Origin of the sequence: Pseudomonas eutrophicaquae (assembly GCF_023544715.1) — a bacterium.
Lineage (GTDB): Bacteria > Pseudomonadota > Gammaproteobacteria > Pseudomonadales > Pseudomonadaceae > Geopseudomonas.
Genome location: NZ_JAMJEZ010000002.1, coordinates 1 through 19,714, shown reverse-complemented (window position 1 = coordinate 19,714; position 19,714 = coordinate 1). Strand labels below are relative to the sequence as shown.

The window sequence follows — 19,714 nt, the reverse complement described above, 5'->3', positions numbered from 1 at the left end:
TCCAGTCATTCGCGGAATTTTCCCAGCTTGGCTATACCGTTCAAGAACGGTGACCCCGTGCTGTGGTCCACCGTAACCCATCCTTGAGGAGTACCGATCATGCCGATTTCCCGTTCCCTGTCGCTGTGGTTGTCCGCCTGCGTCCTGCTTGGCGGTGCTGCAGCCGTGCAGGCCGCGCCGCCCGAAGGCAAGGGTCCCCATGCCGACACGCATCCGCGCCAGCAGGACGGGCGCAATCTGCACAAACCGCCCCGCGAGGAACGCCTGCAGCGTCAGGATCAGGCGGGCAAGGGCTGGGTGCCCGGTCACCATGAGGCCGAGGGCCGTGCCCCGAACCGGCTGCGCGAGGCCAATGCGGCGCAGCGTGCCGATCATGCCCGTATCCGCCAGATGATCGAGGCGCACCGCCAGCACTGGGGATCGCAGCCGGCACTGCCGCCGGGCATTCGCAAGAACCTGCAGCGCGGCAAGCCGCTGCCGCCGGGCATCGGCAAGTGGGTTGGCGGCGATCTGGGCCGTGAGTTGCCGCAATACCGTGGTTATGAGTGGGTGCGCGCCGGCACCGACCTGCTGCTGGTCTCGACCAGTGGGGTGATCGATCAGGTGCTGCGCGACGCCTTCTTGCGCCGCTGACGGGCTGCAGCCGGGTGCGGCCGCTGGTCTAGAATGCCGGCCCGCCCCGCTGGAGTCGCCCATGGATCACCAAGCCCTTGTCACCCTGCAGCAGCACCTGCTGCAGACTCTGCCCCAGGCCCCGAACGAGGCCCGCCGCCTGCTGCATGGCCGCGGCCGGCTGTGGCCGGGCCTTGAGCAGCTGACCGTCGACTGGCTGCAGGGCGTGCTGCTGGTCACCCTGTTCCGCGATCCGGGCGAGGAGTGGCTGGCGGCGCTGCGCACCACCCTGCAGCGCCTGACGGCCAGCCCGGTCTGGGCGCAGTGCGGTGCCCGCCAGCTGCTCCTGCAGCACCGCTACCGCGCCGACTGCGCCAATGAATGGCTGTACGGCCCGCCGGTCGAGCGCTGGCAGGTGGAGGAGGAGGGCTTGCGTTATCAGCTGGAGCTCGGTCGTACCCAGAACAGCGGCCTGTTCCTCGACATGCGTCTTGGCCGGCGCTGGGTGCGCGAGCAGGCCGAGGGTGCCCGGGTGCTCAACCTGTTTGCCTACACCTGCGCCTTTTCGGTGGCGGCGTTGGCGGGTGGGGCGCAGCAGGTGGTCAATCTGGACATGTCCAGCGCGGCGCTGGCGCGCGGGCGTGAGAATCACCAGCTCAACGATCAGGAGCTGGGCCGGGTGCGCTTTCTCGCCCACGACCTGCTCAAGTCGTGGAGCAAGGTGGCCCGGCACGGTCCGTATGAGCTGATCATCATTGATCCGCCGACCTTCCAGCGCGGCAGCTTTGTGCTGGAGAAGGATTACCGCAAGGTGCTGCGCCGGCTGCCGGCACTGCTCACCGAGCGGGGCCGGGTGCTGGCTTGCGTCAACGACCCGGCGATCGGTAGCGATTTCCTGATTGCGGAGATGGCCCGCGAGGCCCCCGAGCTGCGGTTTGTCGAGCGGCTGGCCAACCCCGAGGAGTTCGCCGACGCCGATCCGCAGGGGGGCCTCAAGGCCCTGGTGTTCAGCCGCGCTTGGCCACCAGCGTGAGGATGTCGTAACTGGCGACCAGCGCGCCATCCTGGTTGGTGACTTCCACGTCCCAGGCCACCACGCCCTGCGGGGTGCCGAGCACCGACTGCTTGCCCTGGTCGATCTTGCGCTTGCAGGTCAGGCGCGCCTGGATGGTGTCGCCGATGCCCACCGGGCTGACAAAGCGCAGGGTGTCGAGGCCGTAGTTGGCCAGCACCGGGCCGACGCCCGGGGAGACGAACAGCCCGGCTGCTGCCGACAGCACGAAGTAGCCGTGGGCGATGCGCTTGCCGAACTGCGATTCCTTGGCGGCGATCTCGTCGAAGTGCATGTAGAAATGATCGCCCGACAGGCAGCCGAAGTTGACCAGATCAGCCTCGGTGACGGTGCGCCGGTGGGTCAGCAGCGACTCGCCGATCTGCAGCTCCTCGAAGTGGCGACGGAACGGGTGTACCTCGGTCTCGATGACCTGGGCGCCGCGCACGTACTCGCCGGTGATGGCGCTGAGCATGGTCGGTGAGCCCTGCACCGCGGTGCGCTGCAGGTAGTGCTTGACCGCGCGCAGGCCACCCAGCTCCTCGCCGCCGCCGGCGCGGCCCGGGCCGCCGTGCTTGAGCATCGGCAGCGGCGAGCCGTGGCCGGTGGATTCCTTGGCGGCTTCGCCGTTCAGCACATGCACGCGGCCATGCCAGGCCGCCATCGCCGGAACCGCGCGCGCCGCCACCTGAGGGTCGCGGGTCACCAGGGTCGAGACCAGGCTGCCTTTGCCGCGCGCGGCCAGGGCCAGCGCCTCGTCGAGATCGCCATAGCCCATCAGGGTGCTGACCGGACCGAAGGCCTCGATATCGTGGGCACCGCCGTCGGCGTGCGGGTCGCGGCTCTTGAGCAGCACCGGCGCACAGAAGGCGCCTTCGGCAGTGTTATCGCCGACGAATTGCGCCTCGCCGCGCAGCAGCAGTTCGCTGCTGGCCAGCAGGGCTTCGATGCGCGCGGCGACGTCGGCCTGCTGATCGCGGGAGGCCAGCGGGCCCATCTTCACGCCTTCCTTGCTCGGATCGCCGATCACCACCTTGGCCAGGCGCGCGGCCAGGCGTTCGGCCACCGCGTCGATGCGGTTCTGCGGGACGATGACCCGGCGGATCGCGGTGCATTTCTGCCCGGCCTTGACGGTCATCTCGCGGGCGACTTCCTTGACGAACAGCTCAAATTCCTCGTCATCCGGGGTCACGTCCGGGGCGAGGATCGCGCAGTTCAGCGAGTCGGCCTCGGCGGTGAAGGGGATCGAGTGGCGGATCAGATTCGGGGTGACGCGCAGCTTGGCGGCGGTGTCGGCGGAGCCGGTGAAGGTCACCACATCCTGCCCTTCCAGGCGGTCAAGCAGATCGCCGGTGCTGCCGATCACCAGTTGCAGGGCGCCTTCTGGCAGCAGGCCGGATTGCTGCATCAGGCGCACGCAGGCTTCGGTGACATAGCTGGTCGCGGTGGCCGGCTTGATGAGGCACGGCATGCCGGCGAGGAAGGTCGGCGCGAACTTCTCCAGCATCCCCCAGATCGGGAAGTTGAAGGCGTTGATGTGCACCGCCAGCCCGCCGCGCGGCACCAGAATATGGGTGCCGGCAAAGTGGTTCTGCTTGCCCAGCGGGATCGCCGGGCCTTCGTGGACCAGGTTGCCGGAGGGCAGTTCGCGGGTGCCAAAGCCTGCGTAGGCGAACAGGGTGCCGGCACCGCCCTCGATGTCGATCCAGCTGTCCAGACGGGTCGCGCCGCTGTGGTGGCTGATCGCGTAGAGCTGCTCCTTGTGCTCCATCAGGTACTTGCCGAGCGCTTTGAGGATCTGCGCGCGGCGCTGAAAGTCGAGGGCCAGCAGGCTGCTGACGCCGCGGCGGCGGGCGAACTCGCAGGCCTCGGCAAAATCGGGGCGCTCGGCATGGGTGTGGGCGACGATGTGGCCGTCGTTGGCGCTGTGCAGCGCCTGGGCGGCCTGTTCACCGATCCAGCGACCGGCGATGAAACTTTGCAGGGTGGTCATCAGGGGTTCTCCTGAAGCAAGGCGGGGGCGGAGCCTGCAGCGTGCAGGCCGACGCGCCGCTCTGCAGGCAGGCGGCGCGCTCCGGGATGGGGGCGGGGTCAGATCTGGTCGAAGTCGAGCACGACCTTGTCGCTGACCGGGAAGGCCTGGCAGGACAGCACGAAGCCGGCGGCGACTTCGTAATCTTCCAGGGCGAAGTTGGCGTCCATCTCCACCTCGCCTTCCACCACCTTGCACTTGCAGGTCGAGCACACGCCGGCCTTGCAGGAGTAGGGCAGTTCAAGGCCGTGGCTGTTGCCGGCATCCAGCAGGTTCTGGCTGTTGCGGGCCAGCTCGAAGCTCACCGCGCGGCCATCGCTGATCACCGTGACCTGGGTCTGGCTCTGGTCGGCCTGCGCGGCGGCGGCGCGTGCCTCGCGGCGCTCGCTGGCGACGTTGCCGGCGTTGAACAGCTCGAAGTGGATGCGCTCGGCCGGCATCTGGTGCGCCTTGAGGGTGTCGCGCACGGTCTCGGTCATTTCCAGCGGGCCGCAGATGAAGGCGGCATCTAGGTTCGGTACATCCAGCCAGCGCGAGAACAGCGCCTCGCACTTGGCGCTGTCGATGCGGCCGTTGTAGAGGTCGATGTCCTGCTGCTCGCGGCTGAACACGAAGATCAGGTTGAGGCGCTCGAGGTACTGGTTCTTCAGGTCCTCAAGCTGCTCGCGGAAGATGGTGCTTTGGGTGGCGCGGTTGCCGTAGATCAGCGTGAAGCGGCTGTGCGGCTCGGTTTCCAGGGTGGTCCTGAGGATCGACATGATCGGCGTGATGCCACTGCCGGCGGCCACGCCCAGGTAGTTGCCCGCGCGCGCGGGGTCGAGCGCTACCGAGAAGTGCCCGGCCGGCGGCATCACCTCCAGACGATCACCCGCGGCCAGCTGCTGGTTGGCGAAGCTGGAGAACAGGCCGCCGGGAATGTGCTTGATCGCCACGCGCAGGTCATTGTCGCTGACCGCGGTGCAGATCGAGTAGCTGCGGCGCACTTCCTCGCCGTCAATAAAGGTGCGCATCACCAGGTGCTGGCCCTGGGCATAGCGGAAGCTGTCCTGCAGATCAGCCGGCACCGCGAAGGATACCGAGACGGTATCGCGGGTTTCCGGGCGGACTTCGCGGACGGTCAGCGTATGGAACTTGCTCATTTTATTATTCTCCAGGCTCGGCCAGCGCGACGGGCGAGCCGTTCAGATGCACTTGAAATAGTCGAAGGGCTCAAGACAGCTGCGGCAGCGGTACAGGGCCTTGCAGGCGGTGGAGCCAAATTCGCTGACCACCTCGGTCTCCTGGCTGCCGCAGTGCGGGCAGCTCACCGTGACGGGCTCGCCCAGCAGGCTGCGCTTGCTGCTGGAGCCGACCGGCGGGGCGATGCCGTAGGCACGCAGCCGCTCGCGACCGCGTTCGCTGATCCAGTCGGTGGTCCAGGCGGGGGCCAGCTGGCGCTCGATGCGCGGGGTGCGAAACCCGGCCTGTTCCAGCGCCTTGGTGATTTCGTTTTCGATCAGTTCGGTGGCCGGGCAGCCGGAGTAGGTGGGGGTGACGACCACCCGCAGGTGGCCGTCCTCCCAACTCAGGTCCCGGACGATGCCAAGGTCAGTGACACTGACCACCGGCACCTCCGGGTCCATCACCTGCTCCAGCACCTGCCAGGCCCGCGGCAGATCCTCGGCGCTGGCCTCGCGGGCTCCGCCGTCCGAGGCGATCAGCCCACCCGTCGGCGCGGACTGACCGTCACTGCAGGGGCCACCGCCAAACAGGGCGTCGACTTGCGATGAAATGCTCATGGCAACCTCCTTGGCTGGGGCAGGCGCAGCGGCCTTACCAGGTGGCGTCCGGGTAGGCGCGCTGCAGGAACTGCATCTCGGCCAGCAGGATGCCCAGGTGCTCGGTGTGCAGGCCGCGCTTGCCACTCAGGTAGAAGTAGCTGGCCGGGGCCGGCACGCTCAGGGTCGCGCTGTTGAACACCTGGGCGACCGTGCTGCGCCAGGCCGCGGCAACTGCCTCGGCATCGGCAGCGAGGCCGGCGTCAGCCAAGCGCTGCTCCAGCGCGTCGGCTTCCTGCAGCTCGTGGGTGAAGCGCCACAGCTCATCGACAGCGGCGGCCAGACGGCGGTGACTCTCCTCGGTGCCATCCCCCAGACGCTCCATCCACTCGCTGGAGCGGCGCAGGTGGTAGGTGACTTCCTTGAGGCCCTTGGCGGCAATCCCGGCTATGCGTGCATCGCTGGAGTGGCTCAGGGCGCTCAGGGTGTGGAAGTGCCAGGCATCGAACAGAAACTGCTTGAGGGTCGTGACCGCATAGTCGCCATTGGGCTGCTCGACCAGCAACAGGTTGCGGAACGCGCGCTCGTCACGGCGGAAAGCCAGCTGGTCGGCATCGCGGCCATCGTTCAGCAGCTCGGCGGCGTATTCGTACCAGTTGCGGGCCTGACCGACCAGGTCGAGGCCGACGTTCATCAGCGCCATTTCCTCTTCCAGCGCCGGCGCCTTGCCGCACCACTCGCACAGACGCTGGCCATTGATCATGGCGTTGTCGGCCAGACGCAGCAGGTACTCGATCAGATCATTCTTGTGCTCGCTCATGACCTGCTCCTTACATGTGGCCGACTTCGTCGGGCAGTTCGTAGAAGCTGGCATGGCGATAGACCTTGTCCTGGGACGGGTCGAAGAACGGTTCTTTCTCATCGCCTGCGGTGGCGGTGATCTGCGCCGAGGGCACGACCCAGATGCTCACGCCTTCATTGCGGCGGGTATACAGGTCGCGGGCGTTCTCCAGGGCCATTTGCGCGTCGGCTGCGTGCACGCTGCCGACATGCTTGTGGTTGAGGCCGTGCTTGGAACGGACGAAGACTTCGAAAAGGGTCCACTGGGACATGGCGGTCACTCCCGATCAGGTGCCGGTCAGGCGGCTTGTTGTTTTTGTTGACGCTTGGCCGCATGGGCCACGGCGGCTTCACGCACCCATGCACCATCTTCGATGGCCTTGCGGCGGGTGGCGATGCGCTCGTGGTTGCAAGGGCCGTTGCCTTTAAGGACGTCGTAGAACTCCTGCCAGTTGATCTGGCCGAAGTCGTAGTGGCCGCGCTCCTCGTTCCACTTGAGGTCCGGGTCCGGGGCGGTGCAGCCGAGGAACTCCAGTTGTGGCACGGTCTGGTCGATGAAGCGCTGACGCAGCTCGTCGTTGCTCATGCGCTTGATCTTCCAGGCCATCGACTGGGCACTGTTCGGCGAATCGGCGTCGCTTGGGCCGAACATCATCAGCGCCGGCCACCACAGGCGGTTGATGGCGTCCTGGACCATGTCCTTCTGCGCCTGGGTGCCGTGGCGCATCATGGTCAGGAGGATTTCGTAGCCCTGACGCTGGTGGAAGCTCTCTTCCTTGCAGATACGGATCATCGCCCGCGAGTAGGGGCCGTAGCTGGTGCGCTGCAGGATCACCTGGTTGACGATCGCTGCCCCATCGACCAGCCAGCCGACGGCGCCCATGTCCGCCCAGTTCAGCGTCGGGTAGTTGAAGATGCTCGAATATTTGGCCTTGCCGCTGTGCAGCTTGGCGATTTCCTCGTCACGGTCGGCGCCGAGGGTTTCCATGGCGCTGTACAGGTACATGCCGTGGCCGGCCTCGTCCTGGATCTTGGCCATCAGCTGCAGCTTGCGCTTGAGGGTCGGCGCGCGGGTGACCCAGTTGCCTTCCGGCAGCATGCCGACGATTTCCGAGTGGGCGTGCTGGGAGATCTGGCGGATCAGGGTCTGGCGGTAGGCGTCCGGCATCCAGTTCTTCGGCTCGATCTTGATCTCGGCATCGATGCGTTCCTGGAAGGCGCGCTCCTCTGTGGACATCTCCTCGAGGGTCTTGACGCGCTTGACTCCGGTTTCCACGAGTTGTGCGTACATTTTTTGTTCTCCGGCCGGTTGCAGACAGGGCATCGCCTTGCAGGCGTCCGGTATTTTTATATGATACAGAAATTACACGCAAGAAAATATTTTCAGTGTCGCTTTAAGGGTCGGCGGCCAATGCGTGGGCGATCTGTGCGCGCAGGCAGGCCGAAAGGCGCCCATAAAAAAGCCCCGCCGAAGCGGGGCTTGCCGAGGGCCGAATCAGGCCGACTTGCGCTTATCCACCACCCGCGCAGCCTTGCCTTCCGAGCGTTTCAGAGCAAAGCAGGGGCAGATGTTGATGCGGGTGCTGATTCCCACGTTGCTCTTGATGTGGTGGGCCAGCTCGCGGCTCACCGCCTGGCGCTCGATATCGCTGAGGCCCTCGAACTCCGGCTTGAGCTCGACCAGCACATCCATGCTGTCCAGGTTGCCGTTGCGATACACATGCAGCTCATATTGGGCGGAAAGTTGTTTGACTTTCAGCACCTGCTCCTCGATCTGGGTCGGAAACACGTTGACGCCACGGATGATCAGCATGTCGTCGCTGCGCCCGGTGATCTTGTCGATGCGCCGCATCGGCCGGGCGGTGCCCGGCAGCAGGCGGGTCAGGTCGCGGGTGCGGTAGCGGATCATCGGCAGCGCCTCCTTGGACAGCGAGGTGAACACCAGCTCGCCCATCTCGCCATCCGGCAGCACTTCACCGGTATTGGGGTCGATGATCTCCGGGTAGAAGTGATCTTCCCAGATGGTCGGGCCATCCTTGCTCTCGGCGCACTCCATCGCCACGCCCGGGCCCATCACCTCGGACAGGCCGTAGATGTCCAGCGCCTGAATACCCAGCCGGCTCTCCAGCTCACCGCGCAACTGGCCGGTCCAGGGCTCTGCACCGAAGATGCCCATGCGCAGCTTGAGGCTGTGCGGATCGATGCCCTGGCGCTCCAGCTCGTCGGCAATGTTCAGCATGTAGGAGGGGGTGACCATGATGATGTCCGGCTGGAAATCCTTGATCAGCTGGACCTGCTTCTCGGTCTGCCCGCCCGACATCGGGATCACCGTGCAGCCAAGGCGCTCGGCACCGTAGTGCGCGCCGAGGCCGCCGGTGAACAGGCCATAACCGTAGGCGACGTGGATGCGATCGCCCGGACGACCGCCGCCGGCACGGATCGAGCGCGCCACCAGGTTGGCCCAGGTGTCGATGTCATTGGCGGTGTAGCCGACTACGGTGGGCTGGCCGGTGGTGCCGCTGGAGGCATGGATGCGCGAGACCTGCTCCATCGGCACGGCGAACATGCCGAACGGGTAGTTCTCGCGCAGGTCGCTCTTGGTGGTGAAGGGGAACTTGGCCAGATCGGCGTGGGTTTTCAGATCCTGCGGATGGATGCCGAGATCGTCGAATTTCTTCCGGTACACCGGCACATTGTCGTAGGCATGCTGTAGGGTCCAGCGCAGACGCTCGAGCTGATGGGCGCGCAGGGCGTCGATGCTGGCGGTTTCCATCGGGTCTAGCTGGGCCTTGTTGGAATTGAACGAATGCATGGCGTTCATGATGGCGTCTCTCTTTATTCTTGTCGGGCCAGGGGCGGTCTGCGCCGCCCATTCGTGCAAAGCGGGGTTTTTTACAGGCGTTCGATGATCATGGCGATACCCTGACCGACGCCGATGCACATGGTGCACAGCGCGTAACGGCCCTGGCGCTCTTCCAGTTCGTTGAGGGCGGTGGTGACCAGGCGCGCGCCGCTCATGCCCAGCGGGTGGCCGAGGGCGATGGCGCCGCCGTTGGGATTCACCCGCGCATCGTCATCGGCGATACCCAGCTCGCGCAGCACCGCGAGGCCCTGGGCGGCGAATGCCTCGTTGAGTTCGATCACGTCCATGTCGGCCAGCGTGAGGCCGGCCAGCTCCAGCACCTTGCGGGTCGCCGGCACCGGGCCGATGCCCATGATGCGCGGCTCGACCCCGGCGCTGGCCATCGCCACAACGCGGCCACGGGCCTTGAGGCCGAAACGCTCCGCGGCTTGCGGGCTGGCCAGCAGCAGGGCACAGGCACCGTCGTTGACCCCCGAGGCGTTGCCGGCGGTGACGCTGCCGCCGTCGCGGAACGGCGTGCCGAGCTTGGCCAGCTGCTCGAGGGTAGTGTCCGGGCGCGGGTGCTCGTCCTGCTCGACGACCTTGGCCGAGCCCTTGCGCTGGGCAATCTCCACCGGGACGATCTCGCGCGCGAAGCGGCCGCGGGCCATCGCCGCGCCGGTCTTCTGCTGGCTGCGCAGGGCGAAGGCATCCTGATCAGCGCGCGAGACATTGAACTGCTCGGCGACGTTCTCGGCGGTTTCCGGCATCGAGTCGATGCCGAACTCCTTCTTCATGATCGCGTTGACGAAGCGCCAGCCGATGGTGGTGTCGAAGATCTCCGCCTGACGAGAGAAGGCGCTGTCGGCCTTGCTCATCACGAAGGGCGCGCGCGACATGGATTCGACGCCGCCGGCGATCATCAGCTGGGCCTCGCCGCAGCGCAGGGCGCGGGCGGCGGCGCCGATGGCATCCATCCCCGAGCCGCACAGGCGGTTGACGGTGGTGCCCGGCACGTTGAGCGGCAGGCCGGCGAGCAGCGAGGACATGCGCGCGACGTTGCGGTTGTCCTCACCAGCCTGGTTGGCGCAGCCGAAGATCACATCATCAATGGCCGTCCAATCGACCTGCGGATTGCGCGCCATCAGTGCGCGCAGCGGCACCGCGCCAAGATCGTCGGCCCGCACGGCGGACAGCGCGCCGGCGTAGCGGCCGATCGGGGTGCGGATCGCGTCAATAATCAGAGCCTGAGTCATGCGGGGGTCTCCTGCTGGCGGACGGTGCCGCGCACCTTGTAGGACTTGCCGTGGAACACGGCGATCAGCTGGCCGTGCTGGTTCTCGATGCGCACGTCGTAGTTGCCGGTGCGACCGCTGCGGCTGACCTCGCTGGCGCGTGCGGTGAGCAGATCACCCACGCGGCCGGGGGCGATGTAGTCGATGCTGCAGCCCAGCGCCACGCAGACGTCGTCGTAGCTGTTACAGGCGTAGGCGAAGGCCGAGTCGGCGAGGGTGAACAGGTAGCCGCCGTGGCAGCTGGCGTGTCCCTGGATCATGAACTCGCCAACCGTCATCTGCAGATCCGCCTGACCCGGCGCCACGCGCAGGATCTCAATACCCAGGTGGCGCACCGCCAGATCGCGCTCGTGCATGGCAGCCGCGCAGGCTTCGGCCAGTTGCTGGGGCGTCAGTTCGCTGTGCAGATCAGCCATGGAAACGCCCTCCGGTGCAGTGCAGGCGGCGCAGCAGCAGGGACGGGCGGTAGCGGTCCTCGCCGTAGCTGCGCTGCAGGTTGTCGAGGGCGCTCAGCACGCTGCCGACACCGATGGCGTCGGCCCAGGCCAGCGGGCCCTTCGGGTAGTTGACCCCGGCGCACATGGCCAGGTCGATGTCGGCGGCGGTGCCGACGCCCTGCAGCACGGCGTCGGCGGCCTCGTTGGCGAGCATCGCCACGGTGCGCAGCACCACCAGCGCCGGGCTGTCGGTGACTTCGGTGACGGTGATGCCGGCGGCCTGCAAGAGACCGGCGACCGCCTCGCGGGCCGCGCTGTCGCAGTCGGCGGCAAACGCCACGGCCAGGCGGGTGGCTTTCGCGTAGTCCAGCGCCAAATCGAACAGCGCCAGGTTACGCAGGCCATCAATGCGGGTGCGCTCGGCGGCCATGCGCCCGTCGCTCGGCGCCAGCACCGCCTCGCCGACGCGCAGCAGGCCGGCGCCATCGCGGCGGACGATCTCGATGCCGGCGGCTTCGAGGCGCTCGACCAGTGCCGAGGCCGCGCCGAGGTCGCCTTCCACCACCACGCATTCGGGTTTGGCAGCAGCCGGCAGGCTCTGCGGCGCCGGGCGCTCGGCGCCTTCGGCGTAGTCGTAGAAGCCGCGGCCACTCTTGCGGCCAAAGCGGCCGGCGTCGACCAGTTCCTTCTGGATCAGGGAGGGCTGGAAGCGGAAGTCGCCGTAGTAGGCGTCGAATACCGAGCAGGTCACCGCGTAGTTGACGTCGTGGCCGATCAGGTCGGTCAGCTCGAAGGCGCCCATGCGAAAACCGCCGGCGTCGCGCAGCAGCGCATCGAGGCTGGCGCAGTCGCTGGCGCCTTCCTGCAAGAGGCGCAGGCTCTCGGCGTAGAACGGCCGGGCCACGCGGTTGACGATGAAGCCCGGGGTCGATTTGGTGTGCACCGGCTTTTTGCCCCACGCCTTGGCGGTGGCGTACAGGCAGTCGAGCACCGCCGGGTCACTGGCCAGACCCGCGACGATCTCGACCAGCGCCATCACCGGCGCCGGGTTGAAGAAGTGCAGGCCGGCGACCCGCTCAGGGCGCTTGAGCGTGGCGGCCAGCGAGGTGATCGACAGCGAGGAGGTGTTGCTGGCGAGGATGCAGTCGTCGCCGCAGATGGCTTCGAGCTTCGCAAACAGCTCGCGCTTGATGGCGAGGTTCTCGACGATCGCCTCGACCACCAGGGCGCTGCCGGCCAGATCTTCCAGACGCTCGGCCGGGGTCAGGCGGGCGATCACGGCATCGCGCGCAGCGGCGTCCAGCTTGCCGGCCTCGACGCGCTTGCCGAGCTGTTTGGCGATGCCGGCGATGGCCTGGGCGGCGGCGCCTTCGCGGGTGTCGAACAGGGCCACTGGGTGGCCGGCCTGCGCGGCGACCTGAGCAATGCCGGCGCCCATCGCGCCGGCGCCAATCACCGCAATGGCGGCGTCTTTATGCAGTGCGCTCATTTCAGCGGCCCTTGAAAGCAGGAGTGCGTTTTTCCATGAAGGCGGCGACGCCCTCGCGATAGTCCTCGCTGCGCCCGGCCAGGCGCTGCAGGTCGCGCTCAAGATCGAGCTGCGCGTCGAAGCTGTTGCTGGCGCTGGCATTCAGGGCGCGCTTGATCAGCGCCAGGCCGTAGGTCGGCTGGGCGGCGAGGTGGCGGGCCAGCTTGAGGGCTTCGTCCTGCAGGGCCGCGTCATCGACGCAGCGCCAGATCATCCCCCACTGCTCGGCCTGCTCGGCGCTGAGCTTGTCGCCGAGCAGGGCGAGGGCCTTGGCGCGGGCCATGCCGACTGCGCGCGGCAGGGTCCAGGTGCCGCCGGAGTCCGGCACCAGACCGATCTTGCAGAACGCTTGAATGAAGCTGGCCGAACGGGCGGCCAGCACGATGTCGCAGGCCAGCGCGATGTTGGCGCCGGCGCCGGCGGCCACGCCGTTGACCGCGCAGATAACCGGCATCGGCAGATCGCGCAGGGTGCGGATCAGTGGGTTGTAGTTCTTCTCGATCGACTCGCCCAGATCCGGTGCCACGGCATCGGCGGCGACGTTGCGATCACCCAGATCTTGCCCTGCGCAGAAGCCGCGGCCGCTGCCGGTGATCAGCAGGCAGCGCACCTCGGGGTTCTGGCGCACCTGCTTGAGGGCCTCGCGCACTTCTTGATGCATCGGCGCGTTGAAGCTGTTGAGCTGCGCCGGGCGGTTGAGGGTCAGGGTGGCGACGCCCTGCTCGAGGGTAAAGAGGATGTGTTCGAAGCTCATGCAGGCGTTCTCTTATTAATAGAGGGGCGCAGGGCACCCCCGGAAGGCTCTTGGGCAACAGATAGGGCGGTGGAGCGGTGGCCTCAGCGGCCCTTGCTGTTCATGCAGTACCAGGACCGCTCAGCGGCCCTTGTAGGCCGGCTTACGCTTTTCCTGGAAGGCGCGGATGCCCTCGTTGCGATCCTCGGTGCCGGCCAGCAGGGTGAAGGCGTGGCGCTCGAAGCGCAGGCCGCTGGCGAGGTCGGTGTCCTCGGCCTTGAGCAGCGCTTCCTTGGCCAGGCGCACCGCCAGCGGCGCCTTCTCGGCGATCTTGCGGGCGATGGCCACGGCGCGCTCGACGGTCAGCTCCGGCTGGGTGATCTCGCTGATGAGGCCGGCGTCGAGGGCGCGACGGGCGCTGATCGGCTCGCCGGTGAGGACCATCTGCATGGCCAGCGACTTGCCGACCGCGCGCAGCAGACGCTGGGTGCCGCCGGCACCGGGCATGATGGCGAGGTTGATTTCCGGCTGGCCGAACTGGGCGTCCTCGCCGGCGATCAGGATGTCGGCGTGCATGGCCAGCTCGCAGCCGCCGCCGAGGGCGAAGCCGTTGACCGCGGCGATCAGCGGCTTGGAGAAGCGGGTGATGCGCTGCCAGTGGGCCAGACGCGGGTCTTCGAGGATGCCGACCAGATCGCGCTCGGCCATCTCCTTGATATCGGCGCCGGCGGCGAAGGCGCGGCGGCTGCCGGTGATCACCACGGCGCGGGTGTCAGCGCAGGCTTCGGCAGCATCCAGCTCAGCGGCCAGTTCGCCGAGCAGCTGGGTGTTGAGGGCATTCAGCGCTTCGGGGCGCTGCAGGGTGATCAGGCGCACGCCTTTTTCCGGCGGCAGAACGCAAAGGGTCTGGGGCATGACAGCACCTTCCTTGCAGGTATTCCGGCCTTGTCGCCGGACGGCTTCTTGGAATTGTTATGGCGGTGCGCAGCGGCAGGCGGTGTGGATGCAGGGCATCAAGCACCGCGGGTTACGCGCTCCGATGGGCCCGAGTATACTCATAACGTGATACACGGCAACTGAGATAAATGTATTTTCCGTGTCTATTTTAAAGACCATTCGACGAATGGCGAGGGTATGCCGGGTGGTGGGGTTCTGTCGGTTGTGCTGGAGATAGCCCGCGCCACTGAGCGGTTTACCGTCAATGCCGGGCCGGCTGCAGGCAGTCGGTGGTGCCCTGAGGGCGGCGGGTGGATTTATCGCCGGGGCGCGGGTATTTTGAAGTGATACAAGAAAAACAGGCCGCACTAAGCTGATGTCTTGCTTGCGCAAGGTCGCGGCGGCCCCCCATTGCGAGGATTGCCTGCGTGAGTGCTGCCCCATCTGCCATCGACCTGTTTACCCGTCACCAGCCGCTGCTTGAGCGCGCTGTTCAGGCCATCGCTAGCCGCGAGCACTGGACCCCCTACCCGGAAAACCTGCGCCCCTACGGTGAGGAGGCGCTGGCCGCCGGACCGCTCAACTTCGCCGTGCTGCGGGATCGCCATTTCGAGCTGCACTGCCCGGTGGCCGCGACCCGCGTCGGTGGCGAGCGCTCGCCCTACGGCTTTGAGCTCGGCATCAGCTATGACCAGCCGGATACCGATGCGCTGCTGAATCATCTGCAGGCGCAGCTGCCGGCCTGGCGCGCTGCCGGGCCCAAGGCGTGGATCGGCGTGTGTCTGGAGATCCTCCAGCGCCTCAATGCGCAGAGCGCGGACATCGCCCATGCCGCAGTGCACACCACCGGCCAAGGTTTGCCGATGGCCTTCCAGGCCGCCGGCCCGCACGCCCAGGACCGCGGTCTGGAAGCAGTGGCGCATGCCTGGAAGCTGCTCTGCGAAGTGCCCGAGGCGGCACGCTGGACCAAGCCGCAGGGCAAGCTCGACCCGCTGGTGGTCGACAAGCGCTTCCACATCGTCCCGCGCGGCATCGCCCTGGTGATCGCCTGCGTGACCTTCCCGACCTGGAACACCTATCCGGGCCTGTTCGCCAGCCTAGCCACCGGCAACCCGGTGCTGGTCAAGCCGCACCCCGGCGCCATCCTGCCGGTGGCGATGACCGTGCGCGTGGCCCAGCAGGTGCTCGCCGAAGCCGGCTTCGATCCGGCGCTGGTCAGCCTGGTGCCGGACACGGTGGAGGCGCCGGTGGCTAAAGCGCTGGCCCTCGACCCGCGGGTCAAGGTGATCGACTTCACCGGCTCCAGCGCCTTCGGCAACTGGCTGGAGGACAACGCCCGCCAGGCCCAGGTGTTCACCGAGAAGGCCGGCCTGAACAGCGTGGTGATCGACAGCGTGACCGATCTGAAGGCGGTGGCGCGCAACCTGGCGTTCAGCCTCAGCCTGTACTCCGGGCAGATGTGCACCGCGCCGCAGGCCATCTACGTGCCGCGCGGTGGCATCCGCACCCCGGAAGGTGTGCTTGGCTTCGATGAGGTCGCGCAGACCCTGGCCACGGCGGTGAGCAAGTTCCTGTCCGACAACGAGCGCGCCTGCACGGTGCTCGGCTGCATCCAGTCCGAGGCCACCCTGGCGCGCATCGATGCCTGCCGCGCACTGGGCGAGGTGCTGCTGGACAGCGAGGCGCGCGTGCATCCCGAGTACCCCGAGGCGCGCGTGCGTACCCCGCTGCTGCTCAAGGTCGACGCCGGCCAGCGCGAGGCCTACGCCGAGGAGCGCTTCGGCCCGATCGGCTTCGTCATCGCCACCGACGACACCGCCCACAGCCTGCAGCTGGTGCGCGAGACTCTCAGCGAGAAGGGCGCGCTGACCCTGGCGGTATACTCGACCGACGCGCAAGTGCTGGAGCAGGCCGAGGAACTGGCGCAGGATGTCGGCGTGGCGCTGTCGGTCAATCTGGACAACGGCCTGTTCGTCAACCAGTCGGCGGCGTTCAGCGACTTCCACGGTACCGGCGCCAACCCGGCGGCCAATGCCGCGCTGACCGACGCCGCCTTCGTCGCCCGGCGTTTCGTGGTGGTGCAGAGCCGCCGCCACGTGGCCGCTGAATAAGCGCACCTGCCCGCAGGGGCGAATTCAGCCGCGACCGTCTGCGCTCAAGAGCGTCGCGAAGGAATTTGCTCCTGCCAGGTACACAACAACAAGAAGAGGAATACCCATGCCCTGCTACCGTTATGCCGGAGTTACTCCGGTAGTCGATCCGACCGCCTATGTGCATCCCACCGCGGTGCTGATCGGCGACGTGATCGTCGGCCCCGGCTGCTACGTCGGCCCGCTGGCCAGCCTTCGCGGCGACTTCGGACGCATCGTCCTCGAAGAGGGGGCCAACCTGCAGGACACCTGCGTGATCCACGGCTTCCCGGAGAGCGTCACCCGCATCGCCCGCAACGGCCACGTCGGCCACGGCGCGGTGCTGCACGGCTGCCAGATCGGCGAGGACGCCATGGTCGGGATGAACGCGGTGGTGATGGACGAGGCGCAGATCGCGCCGCGCTCCATCGTCGCCGCCTGCGCCTTCGTCAAGGCCGGCTTCGCCTGCGAGGAGCAGTCGCTGGTGATGGGCGCGCCGGCGCGGGTCAGCCGCCCGCTCAGCGACAAGGAAGTGGCCTGGAAGCAGGCCGGTACCCGCGAGTACCAGGTGCTCGCCGAGCGCTGCCTGACCCAGCTGGAGGAGTGCGCGCCGCTCGCCGAGCCGGAAGCCGAGCGGCCGCGTCTGCCGCTCTCCGAGGTCAAGCCCAAGGGTGTGTCCTGAGCGGCGCTGCCGGGCTGCGCCAGGCTGAACATGCCGGGAGGTGGCGAATGAACAGCAGGCACATGGCGCGGGACCAGGCGCTCGACGGCTGGCTGCAGCGCGTCAACGAACTGTGCGGGCGTTTCTGCGCCAAGGCGCTGGGCGACGCGTTCGCCGGGCGCATCGAGCAGTACCAGAGCGGCGCGCTGCAGATGTCGTTCAACGACATCGCCCACGCGCGGCTGTACCGCACCGAGCGCGAGCTGGCCGCCGGCGAGGACAAGGGCTACTTCGCGGTGTTCCAGCTCGAAGGCCGCGCGCAGATGGCCCAGGACACCCAGCGCATCGTCCTCGCTCCCGGCGACATCACCCTGATCGATGCGGCGCGGCCCAGCGAGTTCGAGTACGGCGAGAGTTCGCGCCAGCTCAGCCTGATCCTGCCGCGCGAGGTGGTCGAGCGCAGCCTGCGCTTCTCCGGTGTGCGCAGCTGCGCGCGGATCGCCGCGCACACCCCGGTGGCGGTGCTGGCCAACAGTCTGGTGCGCGAGTCGGCGCGCCAGGAGGGGCTGAGCCTGGCGGAGAGCGAGGCGACCCTGGATGCCCTGCTCAGCCTGCTGCGCCCGGCGCTGGCCGGCGTCGACAGCGACGACGATCCGCACGAGCGGCTGTTCCGCCGCGCGGTGATGCTGATCGACCGGCGCCTCTGCGAGCCTGAGCTGAGCCCGGAGCTGATCGCCCGCGAGATCGGCGTGTCGCTGCGCGGCCTGTACCGGATGTTCGCCCGCCGCCAGCTGGTGGTGGCGCAGTACATCCGCAACCGCCGCCTGGATTTCTGCGCCGAGGCGCTGCGCCACGCCGGCAGCGAGCTGAAGCTGTCGGCGCTCGGCTACGCCTGGGGTTTCTCCGACTCCAGCTACTTCTCCACCGCCTTCAAGGCGCGCTTCGGCGTGTCGCCCGGCGAGTACCGCAAGCGCTACCGGCCGGAGGCCTGAGCCGCTTGGCAGTCTGAGCAAGCGGCCTGGCACGCAGGCACAAGCACGCGCTCCGGCGCCTGCGCACAATGCCCGGCGAATCTCCGCGCGCAGGCCCGAGGCGGTGCGCGGCTCCCCGATCCAGCGCCCGCGAGGTATTCCCATGAGTGTCGTCAACGTCCTGCCGCAGGTCGCGGCCTTTCTTCAGCGCCGCCACGGCTGCTTCATCGATGGCCAGTGGCTGATCGACGACAGCCCGCGCAGCCCGGTGCTCGACCCGGCCAGCGGCGAGCGCATCGCCGAGGTCGCCGAGGCCGACGAGGCGCTGCTCGACCGCGCCGTGCAGTCGGCCCATGCCGCGTTCAGGAACGGCGTGTGGTCGGGCCTGCGCCCGGCCGACCGCGAGCGCATCCTGCTGCGCTTCGCCGCGCTGGTCGAGGAACACGGCGAGGAGCTGGCGCAACTGGAAACCCTCAACCAGGGCAAGTCGATCAACACCTCGCGGATGCTCGACGTCGGCGCCAGCGTCGAGTTCATGCGCTACATGGCCGGCTGGGCGACCAAGATCGAGGGCCAGAGCCTCGACGTGTCGATCCCCATCCCGCAGGGCGCGCGCTACACCGCCTTCGCCCGCCGCGAGCCGGTCGGCGTGGTGGCCGGGATCATCCCGTGGAACTTCCCGCTGATGATCGCCCTGTGGAAGGCCATGCCGGCGCTGGCCTGCGGCTGCACCGTGGTGCTCAAGCCGGCCAGCGAAACCCCGCTGTCGGCCCTGCGTCTGGTCGAGCTGGCCCATGAAGCCGGGGTGCCGGCCGGCGCGCTCAACCTGGTCACCGGCCGCGGCAGCCGCATCGGCAACGCCCTGGCCGGCCACCCGCTGGTGAGCAAGGTGTCGTTCACCGGCTCCACCGAGGTCGGCCGCGGCGTCGGCATCGCCGCCATGCAGAACATGACCCGCTTCGCCCTCGAACTGGGCGGCAAGAACCCGATGATCGTGCTGGCCGACGCCGACCTCGACAAGGCCGTGCAGGGCGCGCTGCTCGGCGGCCTGCTCAACCAGGGCCAGGTGTGCGCCGCCGCCTCGCGCTTCTACGTGCACCGCTCGCGCTACGCCGAGTTCGTCGCCCGGCTGGGCGAGGCGGTGGCCGCGCTGAAGGTCGGGCCGGGCATGGATGCGAGCGCGGCGATCAACCCGCTGGTGTCGCGCCGCCAGCAGCAGAGCGTGCTGGAGCACATCGCCCGGGCCCGCGCCGAGGGCGCCCGCGTGGTGGCCGGCGGCACGCCGCTGGAGGGCGCCGGCTTCTACGTGCAGCCCACCGTGCTGGCCGACGTGCGCCAGGAGATGGGCATCGCCCGCGACGAGGTGTTCGGCCCGGTGCTTTCGGTGCTGGCCTTCGACAGCGACGAGGAGGCCATCGCCCTGGCCAACGACAGCGAATACGGCCTGGCCGCCAGCCTGTGGACCAACGACCTGACCAAGGCGATGAACCTGGTGCCGCGCATCGAGGCCGGCACCGTGTGGGTCAACGCCCATGTGCTGCTCGACCCCAACATGCCGTTCGGCGGGGTCAAGCAGTCCGGCGTCGGCCGCGAGTTCGGCCGCGCGGTGATCGAGGCCTATACCGAGATCAAGTCGGTGTGCATCGCCCACTGACGTATCGGGCGGCGGCGACGACCGCTGAGCGGGAAGACGGGCGGGGCAGCGATGCCCCGCCCGTTTTTGTTTAGAGCCGCTCACACAAAGCTTAGCTTGAGCTATCGGGTATTCATGTCACGATGGCCGAATTAAGCACCGCAATGAAATCAACGTTGGCTGAACCGCCCCGGGAACTCCGGAGGCTCTCTGGTTTGAGTCATGCCGCCAGGGCTGACTCGTCGAGTTGTCGATAA

The 19,714-nt window shown here is 67.8% G+C and carries 18 protein-coding genes; 6 read left to right on the top strand and 12 right to left on the bottom strand.

Features of this window, described 5'->3' with window-relative positions:
• The first annotated feature begins 99 nt into the window (after window positions 1-99).
• Both MXC11_RS01040 and MXC11_RS01035 read left to right on the top strand, forming a co-directional pair.
• The gene (locus MXC11_RS01040; protein WP_250004035.1) at window positions 100-633 is read left to right on the top strand and encodes an anti-virulence regulator CigR family protein; all 534 of its coding nucleotides are present in this window, start codon (window positions 100-102) and stop codon (window positions 631-633) included.
• A gap of 61 nt (window positions 634-694) precedes the next feature.
• The gene (locus MXC11_RS01035) at window positions 695-1,645 is read left to right on the top strand and encodes a class I SAM-dependent methyltransferase (protein ID WP_250004033.1); all 951 of its coding nucleotides are present in this window, start codon (window positions 695-697) and stop codon (window positions 1,643-1,645) included.
• Here MXC11_RS01035 and paaZ read toward each other — a convergent pair.
• The 12 genes from paaZ to paaF form a co-directional block, all read right to left on the bottom strand.
• The gene (paaZ, locus tag MXC11_RS01030) at window positions 1,620-3,656 is read right to left on the bottom strand and encodes a phenylacetic acid degradation bifunctional protein PaaZ (RefSeq protein ID WP_250004031.1); all 2,037 of its coding nucleotides are present in this window, start codon (window positions 3,654-3,656) and stop codon (window positions 1,620-1,622) included. The two genes, MXC11_RS01035 and paaZ, sit on opposite strands and share 26 nt — an antisense overlap.
• 98 nt (window positions 3,657-3,754) lie before the next feature.
• Window positions 3,755-4,834, bottom strand: coding sequence for a 1,2-phenylacetyl-CoA epoxidase subunit PaaE (paaE, locus tag MXC11_RS01025; RefSeq protein WP_250004029.1), 1,080 nt, complete (start codon window positions 4,832-4,834; stop codon window positions 3,755-3,757).
• 42 nt (window positions 4,835-4,876) lie between these two features.
• Entirely contained in the window at window positions 4,877-5,473 is a 597-nt protein-coding gene (paaD, locus tag MXC11_RS01020) for a 1,2-phenylacetyl-CoA epoxidase subunit PaaD (RefSeq protein ID WP_250004027.1), read from the bottom strand.
• A gap of 34 nt (window positions 5,474-5,507) precedes the next feature.
• Complete coding sequence (paaC, locus tag MXC11_RS01015; RefSeq protein ID WP_250004025.1) at window positions 5,508-6,272, bottom strand: 1,2-phenylacetyl-CoA epoxidase subunit PaaC; 765 nt, start codon at window positions 6,270-6,272, stop codon at window positions 5,508-5,510.
• A 10-nt stretch (window positions 6,273-6,282) separates the two neighbouring features.
• Window positions 6,283-6,564, bottom strand: a complete 282-nt coding sequence (paaB, locus tag MXC11_RS01010; protein ID WP_250004023.1) for a 1,2-phenylacetyl-CoA epoxidase subunit PaaB — start codon at window positions 6,562-6,564, stop codon at window positions 6,283-6,285.
• 26 nt (window positions 6,565-6,590) lie between these two features.
• A complete protein-coding gene (gene paaA, locus MXC11_RS01005) occupies window positions 6,591-7,583 on the bottom strand; it encodes a 1,2-phenylacetyl-CoA epoxidase subunit PaaA (protein ID WP_250004021.1) in 993 nt (330 codons plus the stop codon).
• Window positions 7,584-7,787: 204 nt separating this feature from the next.
• On the bottom strand, window positions 7,788-9,104 hold the full coding sequence (paaK, locus tag MXC11_RS01000) for a phenylacetate--CoA ligase PaaK (RefSeq protein ID WP_462938087.1): 1,317 nt from the start codon (window positions 9,102-9,104) through the stop codon (window positions 7,788-7,790).
• Window positions 9,105-9,184: 80 nt separating this feature from the next.
• On the bottom strand, window positions 9,185-10,390 hold the full coding sequence (gene pcaF, locus MXC11_RS00995; protein ID WP_250004017.1) for a 3-oxoadipyl-CoA thiolase: 1,206 nt from the start codon (window positions 10,388-10,390) through the stop codon (window positions 9,185-9,187).
• Window positions 10,387-10,845: a hydroxyphenylacetyl-CoA thioesterase PaaI gene (gene paaI, locus MXC11_RS00990; RefSeq protein ID WP_250004014.1), complete on the bottom strand. Its 459-nt coding sequence runs from the start codon at window positions 10,843-10,845 to the stop codon at window positions 10,387-10,389. Before paaI ends, pcaF begins: the two co-directional genes overlap by 4 nt.
• Complete coding sequence (paaH, locus tag MXC11_RS00985; RefSeq protein WP_250004013.1) at window positions 10,838-12,355, bottom strand: 3-hydroxyacyl-CoA dehydrogenase PaaH; 1,518 nt, start codon at window positions 12,353-12,355, stop codon at window positions 10,838-10,840. The genes paaI and paaH overlap by 8 nt, the downstream gene beginning before the upstream one ends.
• Before the next feature lies 1 nt (window position 12,356).
• Window positions 12,357-13,148 (bottom strand): 2-(1,2-epoxy-1,2-dihydrophenyl)acetyl-CoA isomerase PaaG, encoded by a 792-nt coding sequence (paaG, locus tag MXC11_RS00980; protein WP_250004011.1) that lies wholly within the window; start codon window positions 13,146-13,148, stop codon window positions 12,357-12,359.
• A gap of 120 nt (window positions 13,149-13,268) precedes the next feature.
• Window positions 13,269-14,042 carry a 2,3-dehydroadipyl-CoA hydratase PaaF gene (gene paaF, locus MXC11_RS00975; RefSeq protein ID WP_250004009.1) on the bottom strand — a complete coding sequence of 258 codons (774 nt, stop codon included), beginning with the start codon at window positions 14,040-14,042 and terminating at the stop codon, window positions 13,269-13,271.
• A 449-nt stretch (window positions 14,043-14,491) separates the two neighbouring features.
• On the opposite strand from paaF, the gene paaN reads away from it, so the two are divergent.
• The 4 genes from paaN (at window position 14,492) to MXC11_RS00955 (ending at window position 19,478) form a co-directional block, all read left to right on the top strand.
• Window positions 14,492-16,174, top strand: a complete 1,683-nt coding sequence (gene paaN / locus MXC11_RS00970) for a phenylacetic acid degradation protein PaaN (protein ID WP_250004007.1) — start codon at window positions 14,492-14,494, stop codon at window positions 16,172-16,174.
• A gap of 106 nt (window positions 16,175-16,280) precedes the next feature.
• Complete coding sequence (gene paaY, locus MXC11_RS00965; RefSeq protein ID WP_250004005.1) at window positions 16,281-16,874, top strand: phenylacetic acid degradation protein PaaY; 594 nt, start codon at window positions 16,281-16,283, stop codon at window positions 16,872-16,874.
• A 47-nt stretch (window positions 16,875-16,921) separates the two neighbouring features.
• Entirely contained in the window at window positions 16,922-17,845 is a 924-nt protein-coding gene (gene feaR, locus MXC11_RS00960; protein WP_250004003.1) for a transcriptional regulator FeaR, read from the top strand.
• A 142-nt stretch (window positions 17,846-17,987) separates the two neighbouring features.
• Complete coding sequence (locus MXC11_RS00955; RefSeq protein WP_090212443.1) at window positions 17,988-19,478, top strand: aldehyde dehydrogenase family protein; 1,491 nt, start codon at window positions 17,988-17,990, stop codon at window positions 19,476-19,478.
• Window positions 19,479-19,714: the final 236 nt, after the last annotated feature.

Coding starts and splice junctions, on each gene's coding strand:
- paaH (WP_250004013.1), bottom strand. CDS start 12,355: ATGAGCGCACTGCATAAAGACGCCGCCATTGCGGTGATTGGCGCCGGC.
- paaG (WP_250004011.1), bottom strand. CDS start 13,148: ATGAGCTTCGAACACATCCTCTTTACCCTCGAGCAGGGCGTCGCCACC.
- paaD (WP_250004027.1), bottom strand. CDS start 5,473: ATGAGCATTTCATCGCAAGTCGACGCCCTGTTTGGCGGTGGCCCCTGC.
- MXC11_RS00955 (WP_090212443.1), top strand. CDS start 17,988: ATGAGTGTCGTCAACGTCCTGCCGCAGGTCGCGGCCTTTCTTCAGCGC.
- pcaF (WP_250004017.1), bottom strand. CDS start 10,390: ATGACTCAGGCTCTGATTATTGACGCGATCCGCACCCCGATCGGCCGC.
- paaZ (WP_250004031.1), bottom strand. CDS start 3,656: ATGACCACCCTGCAAAGTTTCATCGCCGGTCGCTGGATCGGTGAACAG.
- MXC11_RS01040 (WP_250004035.1), top strand. CDS start 100: ATGCCGATTTCCCGTTCCCTGTCGCTGTGGTTGTCCGCCTGCGTCCTG.
- paaE (WP_250004029.1), bottom strand. CDS start 4,834: ATGAGCAAGTTCCATACGCTGACCGTCCGCGAAGTCCGCCCGGAAACC.
- paaY (WP_250004005.1), top strand. CDS start 16,281: ATGCCCTGCTACCGTTATGCCGGAGTTACTCCGGTAGTCGATCCGACC.
- paaI (WP_250004014.1), bottom strand. CDS start 10,845: ATGGCTGATCTGCACAGCGAACTGACGCCCCAGCAACTGGCCGAAGCC.
- paaK (WP_462938087.1), bottom strand. CDS start 9,104: ATGCATTCGTTCAATTCCAACAAGGCCCAGCTAGACCCGATGGAAACC.
- paaA (WP_250004021.1), bottom strand. CDS start 7,583: ATGTACGCACAACTCGTGGAAACCGGAGTCAAGCGCGTCAAGACCCTC.
- MXC11_RS01035 (WP_250004033.1), top strand. CDS start 695: ATGGATCACCAAGCCCTTGTCACCCTGCAGCAGCACCTGCTGCAGACT.
- feaR (WP_250004003.1), top strand. CDS start 16,922: ATGAACAGCAGGCACATGGCGCGGGACCAGGCGCTCGACGGCTGGCTG.
- paaC (WP_250004025.1), bottom strand. CDS start 6,272: ATGAGCGAGCACAAGAATGATCTGATCGAGTACCTGCTGCGTCTGGCC.
- paaF (WP_250004009.1), bottom strand. CDS start 14,042: ATGCCCCAGACCCTTTGCGTTCTGCCGCCGGAAAAAGGCGTGCGCCTG.
- paaB (WP_250004023.1), bottom strand. CDS start 6,564: ATGTCCCAGTGGACCCTTTTCGAAGTCTTCGTCCGTTCCAAGCACGGC.